Origin of the sequence: Winogradskyella pacifica (assembly GCF_013403915.1) — a bacterium.
In the GTDB taxonomy this organism is placed as follows: Bacteria; Bacteroidota; Bacteroidia; order Flavobacteriales; family Flavobacteriaceae; genus Winogradskyella; species Winogradskyella pacifica.
Genome location: NZ_JABFDI010000013.1, coordinates 36,103 through 54,320, shown reverse-complemented (window position 1 = coordinate 54,320; position 18,218 = coordinate 36,103). Strand labels below are relative to the sequence as shown.

Annotated in this window: 14 protein-coding genes; 11 read left to right on the top strand and 3 right to left on the bottom strand. The window is 32.9% G+C overall.

The features are described from left to right. Positions 1-62 precede the first annotated feature (62 nt). Positions 63-1,205, top strand: a complete 1,143-nt coding sequence (locus HM984_RS12305) for a lycopene cyclase family protein (protein WP_179349364.1) — start codon at positions 63-65, stop codon at positions 1,203-1,205. 39 nt (positions 1,206-1,244) lie between these two features. On the opposite strand, the gene HM984_RS12300 is transcribed toward HM984_RS12305, so the two are convergent. Then, positions 1,245-1,478 (bottom strand): hypothetical protein, encoded by a 234-nt coding sequence (locus tag HM984_RS12300; RefSeq protein ID WP_115809629.1) that lies wholly within the window; start codon positions 1,476-1,478, stop codon positions 1,245-1,247. A gap of 39 nt (positions 1,479-1,517) precedes the next feature. Continuing rightward, a complete protein-coding gene (locus HM984_RS12295) occupies positions 1,518-1,976 on the bottom strand; it encodes an SRPBCC family protein (protein WP_115809631.1) in 459 nt (152 codons plus the stop codon). A gap of 251 nt (positions 1,977-2,227) precedes the next feature. On the opposite strand from HM984_RS12295, the gene HM984_RS12290 reads away from it, so the two are divergent. From HM984_RS12290 to HM984_RS12245, 10 genes are all read left to right on the top strand, one after another. Then, positions 2,228-4,171: a peptidylprolyl isomerase gene (locus tag HM984_RS12290; RefSeq protein ID WP_179349363.1), complete on the top strand. Its 1,944-nt coding sequence runs from the start codon at positions 2,228-2,230 to the stop codon at positions 4,169-4,171. Between the two features lie 12 nt (positions 4,172-4,183). Next, entirely contained in the window at positions 4,184-5,035 is an 852-nt protein-coding gene (locus HM984_RS12285) for a peptidyl-prolyl cis-trans isomerase (protein ID WP_179349362.1), read from the top strand. After that, on the top strand, positions 4,998-6,437 hold the full coding sequence (locus HM984_RS12280) for a peptidylprolyl isomerase (RefSeq protein ID WP_245940336.1): 1,440 nt from the start codon (positions 4,998-5,000) through the stop codon (positions 6,435-6,437). Before HM984_RS12285 ends, HM984_RS12280 begins: the two co-directional genes overlap by 38 nt. 6 nt (positions 6,438-6,443) lie before the next feature. Further along, on the top strand, positions 6,444-7,397 hold the full coding sequence (locus tag HM984_RS12275) for an AAA family ATPase (protein WP_179349361.1): 954 nt from the start codon (positions 6,444-6,446) through the stop codon (positions 7,395-7,397). A 337-nt stretch (positions 7,398-7,734) separates the two neighbouring features. After that, positions 7,735-10,512, top strand: coding sequence for a bifunctional aconitate hydratase 2/2-methylisocitrate dehydratase (locus tag HM984_RS12270; protein ID WP_179349360.1), 2,778 nt, complete (start codon positions 7,735-7,737; stop codon positions 10,510-10,512). A 206-nt stretch (positions 10,513-10,718) separates the two neighbouring features. After that, positions 10,719-12,989, top strand: a complete 2,271-nt coding sequence (locus HM984_RS12265) for an aconitate hydratase (protein WP_115809641.1) — start codon at positions 10,719-10,721, stop codon at positions 12,987-12,989. 118 nt (positions 12,990-13,107) lie between these two features. Then, positions 13,108-15,366 carry a T9SS type A sorting domain-containing protein gene (locus HM984_RS12260; RefSeq protein WP_179349359.1) on the top strand — a complete coding sequence of 753 codons (2,259 nt, stop codon included), beginning with the start codon at positions 13,108-13,110 and terminating at the stop codon, positions 15,364-15,366. A 107-nt stretch (positions 15,367-15,473) separates the two neighbouring features. Further along, positions 15,474-16,145 (top strand): Crp/Fnr family transcriptional regulator, encoded by a 672-nt coding sequence (locus tag HM984_RS12255; protein WP_179349358.1) that lies wholly within the window; start codon positions 15,474-15,476, stop codon positions 16,143-16,145. Between the two features lie 71 nt (positions 16,146-16,216). Then, the gene (locus tag HM984_RS12250) at positions 16,217-17,095 is read left to right on the top strand and encodes an anti-sigma factor (protein WP_179349357.1); all 879 of its coding nucleotides are present in this window, start codon (positions 16,217-16,219) and stop codon (positions 17,093-17,095) included. A 73-nt stretch (positions 17,096-17,168) separates the two neighbouring features. Beyond that, positions 17,169-17,759, top strand: coding sequence for a TlpA family protein disulfide reductase (locus tag HM984_RS12245; protein WP_179349356.1), 591 nt, complete (start codon positions 17,169-17,171; stop codon positions 17,757-17,759). 5 nt (positions 17,760-17,764) lie between these two features. On the opposite strand, the gene HM984_RS12240 is transcribed toward HM984_RS12245, so the two are convergent. Continuing rightward, entirely contained in the window at positions 17,765-18,211 is a 447-nt protein-coding gene (locus tag HM984_RS12240; protein ID WP_115809651.1) for a sterol desaturase family protein, read from the bottom strand. Between the last annotated feature and the right edge of the window lie 7 nt (positions 18,212-18,218).

Below are 18,218 nucleotides of genomic sequence, written 5' to 3'. Positions count from 1 at the left end.
CTAAAAAGCAGGAGTATCATTCTGCCGTTTAAAAATTCAATTGCAATTAGAGAGTTATCAAAATGGAATTAAAATACGATTATATCATTTTAGGAGCAGGTGCTTCGGGATTAATGCTGGCATACAGAATGTCAAAAGACCCATTCTTTAATGATAAATCTATTGTAATTATAGACCAAATAAAAGATAAGGGCAATGATAGAACTTGGTGTTTTTGGGAAGAAGGGCCAGGAGAATGGGATGATTTCTTAGTTAAAACTTGGAATAATGTTTACTTTGGAAGCGATACGTTTTCTAAAGTTATTTCGATTGCGCCGTATCGGTATAAAATGATTAGAAGCGAAGTATTTTACAAATCATTATGGAACACTATAACGTCTAAATCTAATTTTAGTTTTATTGAAGATACTATTGATAGCTTTTCGGAAATAGAAACGGGAGTTCAGGTAATTGGAGAAAATGATACTTATTTAGGTTCTAAGGTTTTTAATAGTTTACCAAATCCTGAAACTTACACTTCACAAGATAAATACCCTTTAATACACCAGCATTTTGTCGGTTGGTTTGTGAAAACAAAAACTGAATTAATTGACGATTCTGCTGCCACTATTATGGATTTTACAGTGCCTCAAAACGGAAATACACGTTTTATGTATGTGTTACCAATAGATAAACACACAGCTTTGTTTGAGTATACCTTGTTTTCAAAAGACTTATTAAAGCATTCTGAATATGAGGCTTCTATTAAAGATTATTTGAGTGAACGAAATATTATAGATTACGAAATTATAGAAAAGGAACAGGGTAATATTCCGATGACATCTTTCAAATTTAGCGACTTAAATTCTAGGCATATACTAAATATTGGGACAGCTGGCGGTTGGACAAAAGCAAGTTCTGGTTACACCTTTACAAACACTTCAAAAAAAACAAAAGCCGTCGTGTCTTTTTTAAAGAAAGCTGAGGATTTATCTAATTTTCATAAAAATGATAAATATGGCTTTTATGATCTTATATTGTTAGATGTATTAGCCAATCATAATAAGGAAGGTGCTGCTTTGTTTTCGTCGATGTTTAGAAAGACGAATATTAAAACTATTTTTAAGTTTTTAGATGAAGAGTCAACATTGTTCGAAGATTTAAAAATTATTCTATCAGTCCCGCCAAAACGATTTATTCAAGCCTTTTTTAAACGGCTATTTTAAGACTTCAAATTTTAAGAAGTATATTTCAAATACCTCAATTTAAGAATACACTTGTCCTCTATGGGGCTTTAAAGTATCTCGTATAGGTTTCATCTCTGACTCATCAACCACCAAATAAGCTATACTATGCATGTCGCTAAGCGTTTCAACACCAGTAATAGTAATGTCTAGTTTATTAATTTCAATATATTCTTTTAAGTGTATAACATGGTGTTCAGCTGTCTTTTGTCCTGCTGGCCCTTTAAAATCCCATATTAATTTTAATTTTCGCATCGTTTAATTGTGTTGAATATTTATAAAAAGTAGTTGCTCTTAATTAGACTTGTCAATAGAAATACCTTCTTCTACAAATTTCTTAAAATTAGTCATATATGTTTCTGTCTGCTTTTTAAACGCGCTAGGCATTAAAAACAACATTAAACTAATCTTAAAGCTCGTTGGTTGGCAATCTGTTATAGAGGTCCATTTTGTGGTGTTGTTTTCTAAAGCTTTAAAATAATTTTCTTGAACATTGCGTACTCCTTTAGTTGTGTAAGTAACGTGTAATTCATTAGGGAACTCTTGTTTTGTAATGGTTTCTATAATTTCCATTTTACGTTTTCCAAAACTAAAGTTTAATTTCATTTTAGCACCAAGTTGGTTCGGAATACCTGAAATATGTTCCGTACTAACCAAGCCTTCTTGCCAATGTTTTAAGTTGTCGGCAGAATTAAATTTTTTTATAACTTCTGAAATAGGTTTATCAATTAATATTTCAGTGGTATACTGCATGCTCTTGAAGTTTTGATAAAAGTATAAAAAGCGATAGTTAAAGTGTTATCTAATCGTTGTTGCACACTTTTAATTGTTAAAATCATCGCAAAATATTATGACATGTACTTTTGTAGTGATTTTTACGATGTAACTAGCAGTAACTATTAAAAATAATGCTATTTAATCCACTTGCTAAATACGCTATTTATGTTACTTTTGCTGAGTTTTAAAAGTGAGTTATTTATATCAATTCAAATCAAGTTTAAATTATGAAGCTTAATATTAAATGTTTGTTTCTAGTGTTTTTTGCACTTAGTTTTTCTTTTGCACAAGAAAAAGATCAAGTACTTCTTACAGTTAATGGAGAGCCAGTTATGGCTTCGGAGTTTTTAAGAGTCTATAACAAAAATTTAGATTTAGTACAAGATGAAAACCAAAAGGATATTGATGGTTATTTAAAATTATTTACAGAATACCAGTTAAAGCTTAAAGAAGCTAAACGTTTAAAATTAGATGAAGATAAAAACTACCAACGCGAGTTTTTGAGATATAAGCAGCAGTTAATTAAAAATTACATTTCTGAGAATAAAGTAACTGAAGCTTTAGTAAAAGAAGCTTACGATCGTAGTAATATAGATATTAATGCGTCCCATATTTTAGTGCGTTTAGACGCAACATCAAAAGACACTTTAAATGCTTATAATGAAGTTTTGGCTTTAAGGGAGCGTGCTTTAAAAGAAGGGTTTGATAAAGTGAAAGCTGAAATGCATAACGGAAAAACTATTTTTTTAGAAAACCTAGGGTATTTCTCAGCCTTTAAAATGGTTTATGAATTTGAAACGGCAGCGTATAATACTAATGTTGGCGAAATTTCAATGCCATTCAGAACCCAATTTGGTTATCATGTGGTAAAAGTTGATGATAAAAGATCATCTAGAGGTACAGCAACGGTAGCTCATATTATGGTTAACTTAGTTTCTCAAGACTCATTAGCCGATCCTGAAAAACGAATTAATGATATTTATAAAAAGTTAAACCAAGGAGAAAGCTTTGAGTCCTTAGCGAAACAATTTTCAGAAGATAAGAGTTCTGCTAGAGAAGGTGGTAAAATTGCACCATTTAAAAGCGGGCAGTTAAGTTCTTTAGAGTTTGAGGATGCTGCTTTTGCATTAAAGAATGATGGAGATGTAACTCAACCTTTCAAGACTGCCTATGGTTGGCATATTGTTAAACGAATTAATTTAAAGCCAATTGAGCCTTTAGAAAATTTAAAAGAATCTTTTGAATCAAAAGTAAAAAGGGACTCTAGATCAAAGTTAATTAACGAAGCTATGATTACTAAGCTAAAGAATAAGTATGATGTAACCTATAATTCTGAAGCTAAAGGATATTTTACGTCTATTCTTACCGATGAGTTTTATAACCGTAATTGGAATTTACCAGCAGCTTTTAAAGCTAATGAAACGCTGTTTTCTATAAATGAGACGATTTTCACTTATGAAGACTTTGGAAAACATTTAATAACGGCACAACGAATTTACTCAGGTAAAGCAACACCTTTTACTACTATTGTAGAGAAGGAATATGAGAGCTTTATTGAAAGTTCAATTCTACAATACAGAGAAGATAATTTAGAGGTAGAAAATATTGAGTATGCCAATATTCTTAAAGAGTATAGAGACGGATTGTTGTTGTTTGATTTAATGGAAAAAGAAATTTGGAATAAAGCTTCTCAGGACTCTACAGGTATAGAATCATATTACAGTAAAAATAAATCGAAATACCAATGGAGTGATAGAGTAGAGGTTGTTATCGCATCTTCAGCAGATAAATCTAATGTAAAGAAAGCCCTTAAAATGATGAAGAAGGGGGATTCAGAGGTTGTTATTAACGAAAAATTAAATACAAACGATAAGCAAAACGTTATCTTTACGAAAGGAACTTACACTTTAGATAATCCTGTTCTGCCTTCAGATTTTAAAGCTACAAAAGGTGTTTCAGCTGTTTATGAACATCACGATGCTTTTCATGTTATTGATGTTGTGGAAATTTTACCAGCAGGACAAAAATCATTAGATGAAGCAAAAGGTAACGTGATTAATGATTACCAAACTGAGATCGAAACCAATTGGGTTACTGATTTATACGCGCGTTTTAATGTAGAAGTGAATCAAGAAACACTTAATGCTATTAAAGCTAAAATAGGAAACTAATTTATATACTTTTTGAAATATTTTTTATACATATTTTGCCTTTGTTTACTTTTAACTAGCTGTGATTATTTTAAAAAATCAGATGGTCTAGATCCTGTGGCGCGCGTTAATGAAAACTACCTATACAAAGAAGATATCAAGGATTTAGTACCCAAAGGCACTTCTAAAGAAGATAGTACTTTAATGGTTAATGCTTATGTAGATCGTTGGGCTAGACGTTTGCTTTTAATGGATGGTGCTTTAGTAAATCTTTCTGAGGACAAGCAAAATGAATTTTCTAAATTAGTAAAGCAGTATAAAAATGATTTATACACCAAAGCGTATTTAGAAGGTTTAGTTAAAAAAAATATTGATTCTGTAGTAAAGCGCGAAACAGCACAGCTTTTTTACGATGAGAATAAAGAATCGTTTAAGCTGAATGATAACTTAATACAATTTAGGTATATAAGTTTGCCACTTAATCCAATTAATTTAGATACAATAAAGAAACGTTTTCAACGCTTTAGTTATAAAGATAAAGTGTATTTAGATTCCATTTCTGTACAGTTTAGATCGTATTCGTTAAACGATTCTCTTTGGTTGAAATTAAGTAGGGTTACAGAGAAAATTCCAATTTTAAATAACACCAATAAAAATGAACTGTTAAAAAAAACTAATTTCTTACAGCTCAAAGATTCATTAAACCTATATTTGATGTTAGTAAACGATGTGCGACTTCAAAACGACTACGCACCTTTAGATTATGTGAATTCGTCAATCAAAAAAATTGTTATAAATAAGCGAAAACTAGAGCTCATCAAGCAACTCGAAAATGATATTACAAAAGATGCCATCAAACAAAATAAATTCCAAACTTATAATTAAAGCAGCCCTTTTGGTTGGTTTTATTTCATTCAACTTCAGCAACGCCCAAGAAATCATTGACGACGAAGCACCAAAAGTTGAAAAAACTAAAGATACTTTAGTAAACAAAACTCGAATTAAAGCAGATGGTGTAGCAGCTGTTGTAGGTGATTTTATTATTCTAGAATCTGATTTAGATAGAGAAATTGCACAACTTCAGGCGCAAGGAGCAGATCTTAAAGATTTAACGAGATGTGAACTTTTTGGAAGCTTGTTAGAAAATAAATTATACGCACACCAAGCTATTCAAGATAGTGTAATTGTTAATGAGTTGTTTATTAAGTCGCGTACAGAACAACAAATACAAGGTATTTTGGCGCAGACCAAAGGAGACATGGAAGGTTTATTAGAATTTTATAAAAAAGATTCAGAGAAGGCTTTACGTGATGAAATGTATGAGATTAATAAGAACGGATATCTTGCTCAAGAAATGCAATCTAAAGTGATTGGAGATATCGAAGTAACACCAGAAGAAGTTCGTACGTTTTTTAACGATATCCCAAAAGAAGAACGCCCTATTTTTGGAACAGAATTAAAGTTAGCTCAAATTGTAATTATTCCAGAAGTTACAGAAGATGCTAAGCAAGCTGTAATAGATCAATTAAATGATTTCAAAAGAGACATAGAAGAAAACGGTTCTAGTTTTGTAACTAAAGCGATCTTTTATTCTGAAGACGGATCAAAAAGTGATGGTGGTAAGTTACCGACCATGAACAGAAAGCAACCAAGAATGGTTAAAGAGTTTAGGGATGCCGTTTTTAATATGCAAGAAGGTGAAATTTCAGAGCCATTTGAAACTGATTTTGGTTTTCATATTGTGTTTTTAGAAAAAGTTAGAGGACAAGAATATGATGTTAGACACATTTTATTACGTCCAAAATTATCTCAAGAAGCTATTAAAAAAGCAAATGACGAAATTAAAGAGGTTAGAGCTAAAATCATGGATGGCTCATTAACATTTGCACAAGCAGCAAGAGAATTTAGTGACGAAAAGGAAACTAAATTTGAAGGTGGTCAATTAACAAATCCAACTACACAAGATTTCAATTTTGAATTAACACGAATGGAACCAGAGTTGTATTCTCAAATTCAAGATTTAAAAGATGGAGAAATTAGTGAAGTCTTACAAGATGAAGATCGTGTAAATACTATAAAATTCAAGATTTTAACGGTAACTGATCGTATTGACGATCACGAAGCCGATTTTGCAAAAGATTACTTAAAAATTAAAAATTTAGCCTTACAAGACAAACAAGTTAAAGCTGTTGAAAAATGGCAAAAAGAAACCATTATTGATACTTACATTAAAATTAATGGTGAGTATAGAGATTGTGATTTTCAAAGTAACTGGTTAAAAAAATAATAGAGTATGTCTGATGTTGCAATAATTGAAAATTTTGTCAAGAAATATGCTGCACTAAAGCAAGAGGTTGCTAAGGTTATCATAGGTCAGGATGAAGTTGTAAATCAAATATTAATTTCTATTTTTTCCGGAGGTCACTCGCTTTTAATCGGAGTGCCTGGTTTGGCAAAAACATTAATGGTAAATACCATTGCACAAGCATTAGGCTTAAATTTTAAACGTATTCAGTTTACTCCAGATTTAATGCCAAGTGATATACTTGGTAGCGAAATATTAGATGAAAACAGACAATTCAAATTTATTAAAGGACCAATCTTTTCAAATATTGTCTTAGCAGATGAGATTAACCGAACGCCACCAAAAACGCAAGCAGCTTTATTAGAAGCCATGCAAGAACGCTCGGTAACTGTAGCTGGTCATCAGTATAAATTAAGTTTACCATACTTTGTATTGGCAACTCAAAATCCAATAGAACAAGAAGGAACCTACCCATTACCAGAAGCACAGCTAGACCGTTTTATGTTTGCTATTAATTTAGAATATCCTTCGTTTCAAGAAGAGGTTGATGTTGTAAAAGCGACCACTACAGATGTTCAAATGACTGTAAATTCTTTATTTACAGCGCAAGAAATTATTGATTTTCAAAATGTAATTCGTCGTATTCCTGTTGCAGATAATGTTATAGAATACGCAGTGTCATTAGTGGCTAAAACGAGACCTAAAGCAGATTCTGCAGCAGAGATCGTAAAAGAATTTGTTGACTGGGGAGCAGGACCAAGAGCGTCTCAGAATTTAATTCTAGCAGCTAAAACGCATGCGGCTACAAATGGTAAGTTTTCACCAGATATTGAAAACATACAAGCCGTAGCAACCGGAATTCTTAGACATAGAATTATTAAAAACTACAAATCAGAAGCTGAGGGTGTTACAGACGAAAAGATCATTCAAAGTCTGTTTTAACCAAAATGTAGCTTAAGATTATAGCTCAGCCTTTTTTCTAATTTTATTGAACTCTTTTGTTTGTTGATTTCTATCACTATCAAATGCGTGTTTTCGAAATTTATATCTCCTTTAAAGCCGAATTTTAATTCATACTTATTCTAAATAATAAAACGTGCTCACTTTGCGCTTAATAGCCTTGTTATTAGATTTTTACGTGATTATGTTGCGATAATTAAAATTAATTATACGATATATTTTAAGAATAGTCAATAATGTTACATATATCTAAAATGTGTAGATTTGTTTCGGTTAAAAAAAAATGTAAAAACATTCAAAGAATTCTATTATATATTATATGAACATTTATACAGATTACCTAAAGCAAATAGAAGAACGTAAAGTTCAAGGACTTCATCCTCAGCCGATTGATGGTGCTGAGTTACTTAGTCAGATTATAGATCAGATTAAAGATTTAAATAACGAATATAGAGAGGATTCTCTTAATTTCTTTATCTATAATGTTTTACCTGGTACAACTAGGGCAGCTGGTGTTAAAGCTAAGTTTTTAAAAGAAATTATTTTAGGTGAATCTGTTGTTAAAGAAATCACTCCTGCTTTTGCTTTAGAGCAATTAGCGCATATGAAAGGTGGACCTTCAGTAGAGGTGTTATTAGATTTAGCTTTAGGAGACGATGCTGCTATTGCAGAAGACGCTGCTAAAGTGTTAAAGACACAAGTGTTTTTATATGAGGCAGATACGGAACGTTTAGAAAATGCTTTCAATTTAGGAAGTAGCATTGCAAAAGATATTATAGAAAGTTATGCTAAGGCTGAATTCTTTACGAAGCTACCAGATGTTGAAGAAGAGATAGAAATCGTAACTTATATCGCTGGTGTTGGAGATATTTCTACAGATTTATTATCTCCTGGTGCAGATGCACACTCAAGATCAGATAGAGAATTACATGGTCAATGTATGTTTGAGCATAATAAAGACATGCAAAATGAATTGTTGGCTTTAAAAGAGCAGCATCCAGATAAGCGTGTAATGTTAATCGCCGAAAAAGGAACCATGGGAGTTGGGTCTTCAAGAATGTCTGGTGTAAATAATGTTGCATTATGGACAGGTGTTCCTTTTAGTAAATATGTGCCATTTATCAATTTTGCTCCAGTAATTGCTGGTACAAATGGAATTGCACCGATTTTCTTAACAACGGTTAGTGTAACTGGAGGTATTGGTATCGATTTAAAAAACTGGGAAAAGCAAATAGATGCAGAAGGAAATACTATTGTAGATAAAGATGGCGAACCCGTTTTAAAGCAAACCTATTCTGTTGATACAGGTACAGTATTAACAATTAATACAAAAACAAAAAAATTATACAAAGACGGTGAAGAATTAAAAGATATTTCTACGGCGTTAACTCCGCCTAAAATGGAGTTTATTAAAGCAGGAGGTTCTTACGCTGTTGTATTTGGTAAAAAATTACAAACATTAGCTTGTAAAATATTAGGAATAGATATTCCTCAAGTATATGCAGCTTCAAAAGAAGTATCTATTGAAGGACAAGGCTTAACAGCTGTTGAAAAAATATTCAATAAAAATGCTGTAGGAACGACGCCTGGTAAAACGTTACATGCAGGTTCTAATGTTAGAGTAGAAGTAAATATAGTAGGTTCTCAAGATACTACAGGTTTAATGACTTCTCAAGAATTAGAGATGATGGCTGCTACAGTGATTTCTCCAATTGTTGATGGTGCTTACCAATCGGGTTGTCATACAGCGTCTGTTTGGGATGATAAGTCTAAAGCTAACATACCAAGATTAATGAGCTTTATGAACGACTTTGGTTTAATTACTGGTCGTGATCCTAAAGGGAAATATTTCCCAATGACAGATGTGATTCATAAAGTATTGAACGATATTACTGTTGGTGATTGGGACATTATTATTGGTGGAGATTCGCACACACGTATGTCTAAAGGAGTTGCTTTTGGAGCAGATTCAGGAACAGTTGCTTTAGCATTGGCTACAGGTGAGGCTACAATGCCAATTCCAGAGTCAGTAAAAGTGACGTTTAAAGGACAAATGAAATCTTATATGGATTTCCGTGATGTGGTTCATGCTACACAATCTCAAATGTTGAAGCAATTTGGAGGCGAAAATGTATTCCAAGGTCGTATTATCGAAGTGCATATTGGAACTTTAACTGCAGATGAAGCCTTTACATTTACAGATTGGACAGCAGAGATGAAAGCGAAAGCGTCTATCTGTATATCTGAAGATGATACCTTAATTGAATCTTTAGAGATTGCAAAAGGTCGTATCCAAATCATGATTGATAAAGGAATGGACAATGCGAAACAAGTTCTTAAAGGTCTTGTAGATAAAGCAGAAACTAGAATTACTGAGCTTAAAACAGGTATCAAACCATCTTTAAGACCAGATGCTAACGCCAAGTATCATGCCGAAGTTATTATTGATTTAGATGAAATTTCTGAACCAATGATTGCAGATCCAGATGTAAATAACGAGGATGTTTCTAAACGTTATACACACGACAATATTAGACCTTTATCTTTTTACGGTGGCACTAAAAAAGTAGACTTAGGATTCGTAGGATCTTGTATGGTTCATAAAGGTGATATGAAAATATTAGCGCAGATGTTAAAGAACATTGAAGCGCAACATGGTAAAGTTGAATTTAAAGCGCCATTAGTTGTAGCTCCTCCGACATATAATATTGTAGATGAGTTAAAAGCTGAAGGGGATTGGGAGGTCTTAGTGAGATATTCAGGTTTCGAATTCGATGATAACGCACCAAAAGGAGTAGCACGTACAGGATACGAAAATATGTTATACTTAGAGCGTCCAGGATGTAACCTTTGTATGGGTAACCAAGAAAAGGCAGCACCAGGAGATACGGTTATGGCAACATCAACACGTTTATTCCAAGGTAGAGTTGTAAAAGATTCTGGTGAGAAAAAAGGGGAGTCATTATTATCATCTACTCCAGTTGTTGTATTGTCTACAATTTTAGGTAGAACTCCTACACTTGCAGAATATGAAGCTGCAGTAGACGGTATTGTTTTAACGAAGTTTAAACCTTCAACGAAGCAATTAGTAAGATAATTGAAATTTTATTTTATATAAGTGAAAGCCTGAATCTTAGATTCAGGCTTTTTTTATAATCTTGTTTTAAGATAATGTTATTTTTAATTTAGAATAATTATGATATAGAAAATACTTATTCCACTATCATTATTATATGTAATGAACGCTTTTAAAGTCATATTGCATTTTGTATATTAGTAAAATTAATTAAAAACTGATATTCCATGGCATTTGATATTGATATGATTAAAAAGGTTTATGCTAACATGACAGAGCGCGTTGATGCTGCTAGAGACATTGTTGATAAACCATTAACACTTTCAGAAAAGATTTTATACTCTCATTTGTGGGACGGAACACCAAATAAGGCATTTACAAGAGGAAAGGATTATGTAGATTTTGCTCCAGACCGTGTTGCTTGTCAAGATGCAACAGCACAAATGGCATTATTGCAATTTATGCAAGCTGGTAAGCCAAAAGTAGCAGTACCAACTACAGTGCATTGTGATCACTTAATCCAGGCTAAAGATGGAGCTGCAACAGATTTAAAGCACGCTAATCAAACCAGTAGTGAGGTATTTAATTTCTTAGAATCGGTATCAAATAAATATGGCATTGGATTCTGGAAACCAGGAGCAGGTATTATTCACCAAGTTGTTTTAGAAAATTATGCATTTCCTGGAGGAATGATGATTGGTACAGATTCACATACTGTAAACGCAGGAGGATTAGGTATGGTTGCCATTGGAGTCGGTGGAGCTGATGCCGTTGATGTAATGGCAGGAATGGCTTGGGAGCTTAAATTCCCTAAGTTAATTGGTGTAAGATTAACAGGAAAACTTTCAGGTTGGACAGCACCTAAAGATGTGATTTTAAAAGTAGCTGAAATTCTTACTGTAAAAGGTGGAACAGGAGCAATCGTAGAATATTTTGGACCTGGTGCAACGTCTATGTCCTGTACAGGAAAAGGAACAATATGTAATATGGGAGCTGAGATTGGTGCAACCACATCAACCTTTGGTTATGATGATTCTATGGAGCGTTATTTACGTGCTACAGATAGAGCAGATGTTGCTGATGCAGCCAATGCTATTAGACCTTACTTAACAGCAGATGATGAAGTTTACGCTAATCCAGAACAGTATTTTGATGAAGTTATCGAAATTAACCTTTCTGAATTAGGCCCATTATTAAATGGCCCTTTTACTCCCGATTTATCGACAGAAGTAGGTCGTGATATGACAGAAAAAGCAAAAGCTAATGATTGGCCTATGCAAGTAGAATGGGGACTTATCGGTTCTTGTACTAATTCATCTTACGAAGATTTATCTAGGGCTTCTTCTATTGCGCAACAAGCACTAGATAAAGGTTTAAAAATGAAATCTGAATTAGGAATTAATCCAGGTTCTGAACAAGTAAGATTTACTGCAGAGCGCGATGGAATTCTTGGAATATTTGAAAAATTAGACGCTAAAATATTTACAAATGCTTGTGGTCCTTGTATAGGACAATGGGCAAGATATAGTGATCCTAAAAATGCACCTAAAAATAGTATTGTACATTCTTTCAATAGAAACTTTGCTAAGCGTGCCGATGGGAATCCAAATACACATGCTTTTGTAGCATCACCAGAATTAACAGCTGCGATTGCTATTGCAGGTCGTTTAGATTTTAATCCTTTAACGGATAAATTAATAAATGAAGAAGGAGAGGAAGTGATGTTTACAGAACCAACAGGATGGGAATTGCCTCCAAAAGGTTTTGAAGTTAAAGAAAATGGTTATTTAGCGCCAGTTGCAGATGGAAGTGGAGTTGTCGTTTCTGTAGACCCAGATTCAGAACGTATTCAATTATTAACACCATTTGAGCCAATTGGTAATGAAATTAATGGAGCTAAATTATTAATAAAAGCATTCGGTAAATGTACAACAGATCACATTTCTATGGCTGGACCATGGTTGCGATTTAGAGGGCATTTAGATAATATTTCTAATAACTGTTTAATTGGAGCTGTTAATGCTTATGGAAAGAAAACCAATTTTGTTAAAAATCAATTAACAGGTGAGTTTGGTGGTGTTCCAGATACAGCAAGAGCATATAAAGCAGCTGGTATCAAAACAATTGTTGTAGGTGATCATAATTACGGTGAAGGATCGTCTAGAGAACATGCAGCAATGGAGCCAAGACATTTAGGTGTTGCAGCGGTTATTGTAAAATCTTTTGCACGTATTCATGAGACAAACCTTAAAAAGCAAGGGATGTTAGGTTTAACATTTGATAATGAAGCTGATTACGATTTAATTCAAGAAGATGATACCTTCAACTTTACAGATTTAAATGCATTTGCACCGGATAAACAATTACATTTAGAAGTTGTTCATGCAGATGGAAGTAAAGATGTTATTGCTTTGAATCATACGTATAATCAAGCTCAAATTGAATGGTACAATGAAGGTTCTGCTCTTAATTTAATAAAAAAAGAGAACAACGCTTAGTTGTTAACTCATAGTAATTAAAATCCGTTAGAATTTCTAACGGATTTTTTTTATGCCGATTAGTAAGGGAGGTAGCGCTAAATTAAAAAGAGTATATTCGTTTTTATAATTCAATTTTATGAAAAAACTACTACTCTTATTTGGTTTCATTTTGTTGCTACAAACAAATGAAATTCTTGCACAAGTCATCGAATTACCAAATATGCTATATTTATGTGATGGTGGTTCTCTGCAACTTGATGGCACCGTTGTAAATACATCAGACACAAATATTACCTATCAATGGTATTACGGATTCTCATTTAGTTCTGCAAATGAAGAAATTGTTGGCGGAACGAATCCTTTACTTACAATAACAGGTGCTGATAATGAACGTGGGTTTTATAAAGTAAGAGCCATATTATCTGATGGTAGCAACCATGTTGATTGGGTTCAAATTATAAAGAGTGATAGCAATACTAATTTTGAATATGTACAGTGTAATAATTTTTTTATTGAGGAATTGCAAATTGAGAATACGTTGTCAAATGTTTCTAATATTACTACTAAATATTACGAATTAGAGGAAGATGCTACTCTAGGAAATGAGAACAATTCATACGAGTTTTTTATATATGACTTTGCCATTACGATATATATTCGTGTTGAAGAAAATAGTGGAGCATGTGTAGATATCATACCAGTAGAAGTCGCCTCTGATTCTTATTTGTATGCAAATTGGGTTCCAAACATGGGGAATTGTTCTACGGATTCTTCAAATGTGGTTTTTGACTTAACAACTAATGATGATCAAATTCTTGGTGATCAACAAGCAGTGGTGAGTTACTTTGTTAATTATAATGATGCTATAAATTTGGCTACCCCAATAACAAATGCTTCAACTTATGTTCCGTTATCTCCAAATCAAACTATTTATGCAAGAGTTTATAATCCCGATGATGTAAATTTTGGTTGCTTTGCGGATAGTAGTATTATTCAATTTCAATTGTTGTCTATCTCAAGTCCAACGCCAAATACAGAATTAGATTATATCGTTTGTGATGCGTCAAGTGGTTCTGCTACTGATGGTATTGGTGTATTCGATTTAACGAGTCAAAATTCATTGGTATTATCTGGTTTAAGTACGTTTCAATATAATATTAGTTACTATACGACTTTGATGGATGCTGACAGTAATACAAACGCTATTACTTCGCCTAATAATTATATCGCTAGTAGTGGAGTTGTTTATGTTAGAGTAGAAAGCAGCTCAAACTCGGCATGCGTGCAAATATCACAAATGAATTTATTGGTTCAAGATGCTTGTGATGATATTTCAGTTAATTTACTTTCTTATTGGCAGGCACCGAGACCCGGATTTACGTACAAAAACATGTTAATTGTAAGAAATTATGGAGAGTCCACAGTCAGTTCTGGTACTGTAGTGTTTACTGCAGATCCGTCAGTAACCTATACCGGAGCGTCAGGGTTAAGTGCAGGAAATTTAATTACGCCAACGCCGAATGGATTTACTATAGATTTTACAAACTTATTACCTGGTGAAAGTGAAGTGATTTATATTGAAACATTAGTCTCCGCTTCAGCCAATTTAGGAGATTTTATTACTAATAAGGCTGAGTATACAACAGCTGCAAATGATGTGGTCATTGAAAATAATACCTCTAGTTTATCGGAAATTATTATAGGTTCTTATGACCCTAATGATATTAACGAATCGCATGGATCTGAAATTGAACATGTAAGTTTCACAGAAGATGATTATTTATATTATACCATTAGGTTTCAAAATGTAGGAACTGCTAGTGCTATCAACGTAACTATCGAGAATATTTTAGATCCAAAGTTAGATAAATCAACATTTCAGATGTTAAGAGCGAGTCATTCGTATGGAATTGAGCGTGATTTTGATGCCTTAACATGGCAATTCAATACTATTAACTTAGCCGATGCAGCTACTGATGAAGCTAATAGTCATGGATTTGTATACTATAAAATTAAACCATTAGCAGGCTATGAAATAGGTGATATTGTACCAAATACGGCGGGTATTATTTTCGATTTTAATGCACCTGTAATTACGAATACGTTTAATACAGAATTTGTAGCAGCTTTAGGTTTAGCTGAAAATGGTCTTAATTCTCAATATGTATTATATCCAAATCCTTCAAAAGATGTGGTGAGTTTAAGTTTTAATTCAGAACAATCTACTGTGGAAGTTGGTGTTTTTGATATTCTAGGCAAAATGGTATTAACGCAAAAGAAGCAACACGTTTCAACCTTAGAACTTAATCTATCGTCTTTAGAAAAGGGTGTTTATTTTGTGAAGGTTAAAGATGATAAAGGTCTATTTGAATCAAAAAAGATTATTAAAGAATAATCTTTAACGTTTTATACAAGCAAGCCTTTGAGAAATCAAGGGCTTTTTTATGTTAGGATGCTAGATTTATCGCGACAATTAACATATCTAACAAATACGTCCTCGTAATGCAGTCACTGTGGTTCTTTGACAATGTTAACCTATTCAAGGTGCTCTGTCCTCATAAAGTCAAAATTTACGCTAATGAACATAATTTTTGTTCTTACAAAAAGAAAGATTACATCTATATTGAAGCAGATGCAGCTAATAAAATCTATTTGATAGCGCATGGAAAAGTTAAAATTGGCTATTATAGTGAAGAAGGAAATGAAATCGTAAAAGCCATTCTTACTAAGGGCGAATTATTTGGCGAGAAAGCGATTTTAGGAGACGATAAGCGTGATGAATTTGCACAATCTGTAGATAATGAAACGTCTATATGTCCTATAAGCGTTGATACAATGCATGGCTTAATGCGAGATAACCAAAATTTTAGTTTTAAAGTCTATAAGTTTATTGGTTTAAAGTTTAAAAAACTAGAACGTAGGTTACAATTGCTATTATTTAAAGACACTAAAACACGCTTAATTGAGTTTTTAGATGAACTTTGTATCGATTTTGGTCATGACTGTGAAAAAACAGGTGATCATGTTATTAATCATCCTTATACTCAAAAGGATATAGCATCATTGATAGGCACCTCTAGACCAACAATAAATATTCTGTTAAATGAACTCAAAGAAGAAAATTATTTAGATTTTAACAGAAATGAAATAAGAATCTTAAAAAAATCAGCATAGTGTTAGCTGTCTAACATTTCATTAAGCTTTGAGATATTAATTTTGAAATATAATTTTAAAGTAAAAAAGCAATGAAGAAAAAAATGATTTTAGCAGTATTGGCATTAGGGTTTTTTGCCAGTTCGTGCAGTAATGATGACGATAATACTAGTTCTGTAGATTCAAATTTAACTCTTAACCTTGATGGTTTAGAAGCGTTAGGAGATGATTTTGTGTATGAAGGATGGATTATTGTAGACGGATCTCCGGTATCTACAGGGACATTTAGTAGTGTAGATTTTCCACAGACATTTAGTGTTAATTCAGAACAATTAGAGGTAGCAACCACATTTGTGTTGTCTATTGAACCAGCAGTGGATTCTGATCCTTTACCAGCAGCAACAAAAATTCTAGCGGGTGATTTTTCAGGGGCTTTGGCTAGTGTAGATTCTAATGGTATAGTTGCAAATTTTGAAACGGCTACAGGTAGTTATATTTTAGCTACACCAACAGATGCAGATGATACTAATGAAGAAAGTGGAGTTTGGTTTTTAGATAATTCTAGTGGAAGTGCTGTTGCAGGTTTAGACTTGCCAACATTAACAGAGGGTTGGAAATATGAAGGTTGGGCTGTCTTAGATGGCACACCAATTAGTACAGGGACATTTACAGATCCAACATTAGCAGACGATAATGCAACGACTTCAGTTTTTAAAGGAGATGCAGGAGATGGGCCAAGTTTCCCTGGTGAAGATTTTTTACAAAATGCACCAGCAGGAATAACATTTCCAACAGATTTAAGAGAAGCTACAATTGTAATATCAGTTGAGCCTAGTCCAGATAATAGCCCAGCGCCTTTTACATTAAAGCCTTTGGCACATGTGGTACCTAGTGACGCAGCGGTTCATACAACTATTTCTATGGGGGTAGGGCCAACTGCGGTTGTTTCAGGTTCTGTAACAAGAAATTAAAGCAAATTTAAATTGTTAGATTTGAAGCGTGATACCTATTTTTGGTATTGCGCTTCTTTAATTTAATTACGTTATGACTAAAGATAAAACAGCTAAAGATAAAACGACTAAAAATAGAATTTATAATGTTTTAGCGATTTTACTAATTATTTTATTTGTGATTCCGCAAACGAGAGAACCAATTCAGGTCTTCTTTCATAAGGGGTTTAGCTACATTAATACAGCAACACTTATAGATAAAGTAGAACGAAAAACGGTAAGTAATTTAAATTGGAATTTAATATCTGATACTGGTAATAGGTTAGATTTTAACGCTACAGAAGGAAAAGTGGTATTAATTAACTTTTGGGCGACCTGGTGTCCTCCATGTATTGCAGAAATGCCAAGTCTTCAAGAATTATATGATGATTATGGGGATAAAGTTATATTTCTATTTGTTACCAATGAAGATTTTGAAACCGTAGAAAAGTTTAAAGTAAAAAAGAGTTTTAATTTTGAAGTATTTAGGCCTCTAAGTGAAGTTCCAGAGGAATTGAGAGCACATTCAATACCAAGAACATTTATCTTAAACAAGGCTAGCGAAATTGTTGTTGATGAGACTGGAGCCGTAAATTGGAATAGTACTAAAGTCAGAAAACAGCTAGACGAGTTACTTTCCGAATAAATAAACTACTTAAAATATTTAAAAGGCACTATGAGCATTCCGAAGTTCTCTCCTTTATGCTTACCTAAGTGTTTATGATGTATTTTATGTGCACGTCTTAAACCTCTAGCGTATTTATTGTCAACATTCCGCAACCATTTAAAGCGTTGATGAATAAAAATATCATGAACAACAAAATAGGCTACACCATAAGCCAAAATACCTAAGCCAATAGGAAGCGTATACCAAACGTTTTCATAACTCCAAAGATAAAAGCATGTTATGCTTACTAATGCATAAAATATAAAAAAGGCATCATTGCGTTCAAACCAACTATCGTGATCTTTATGATGATGATCTTTATGTAAATTCCATAAAAAACCATGCATAATATACTTGTGCGTAAACCACGCATTAAATTCCATAATGAAAAATGTAGCAAGAAATATTAAAATCCAAAAAGCTATTTGCATTGCGTTG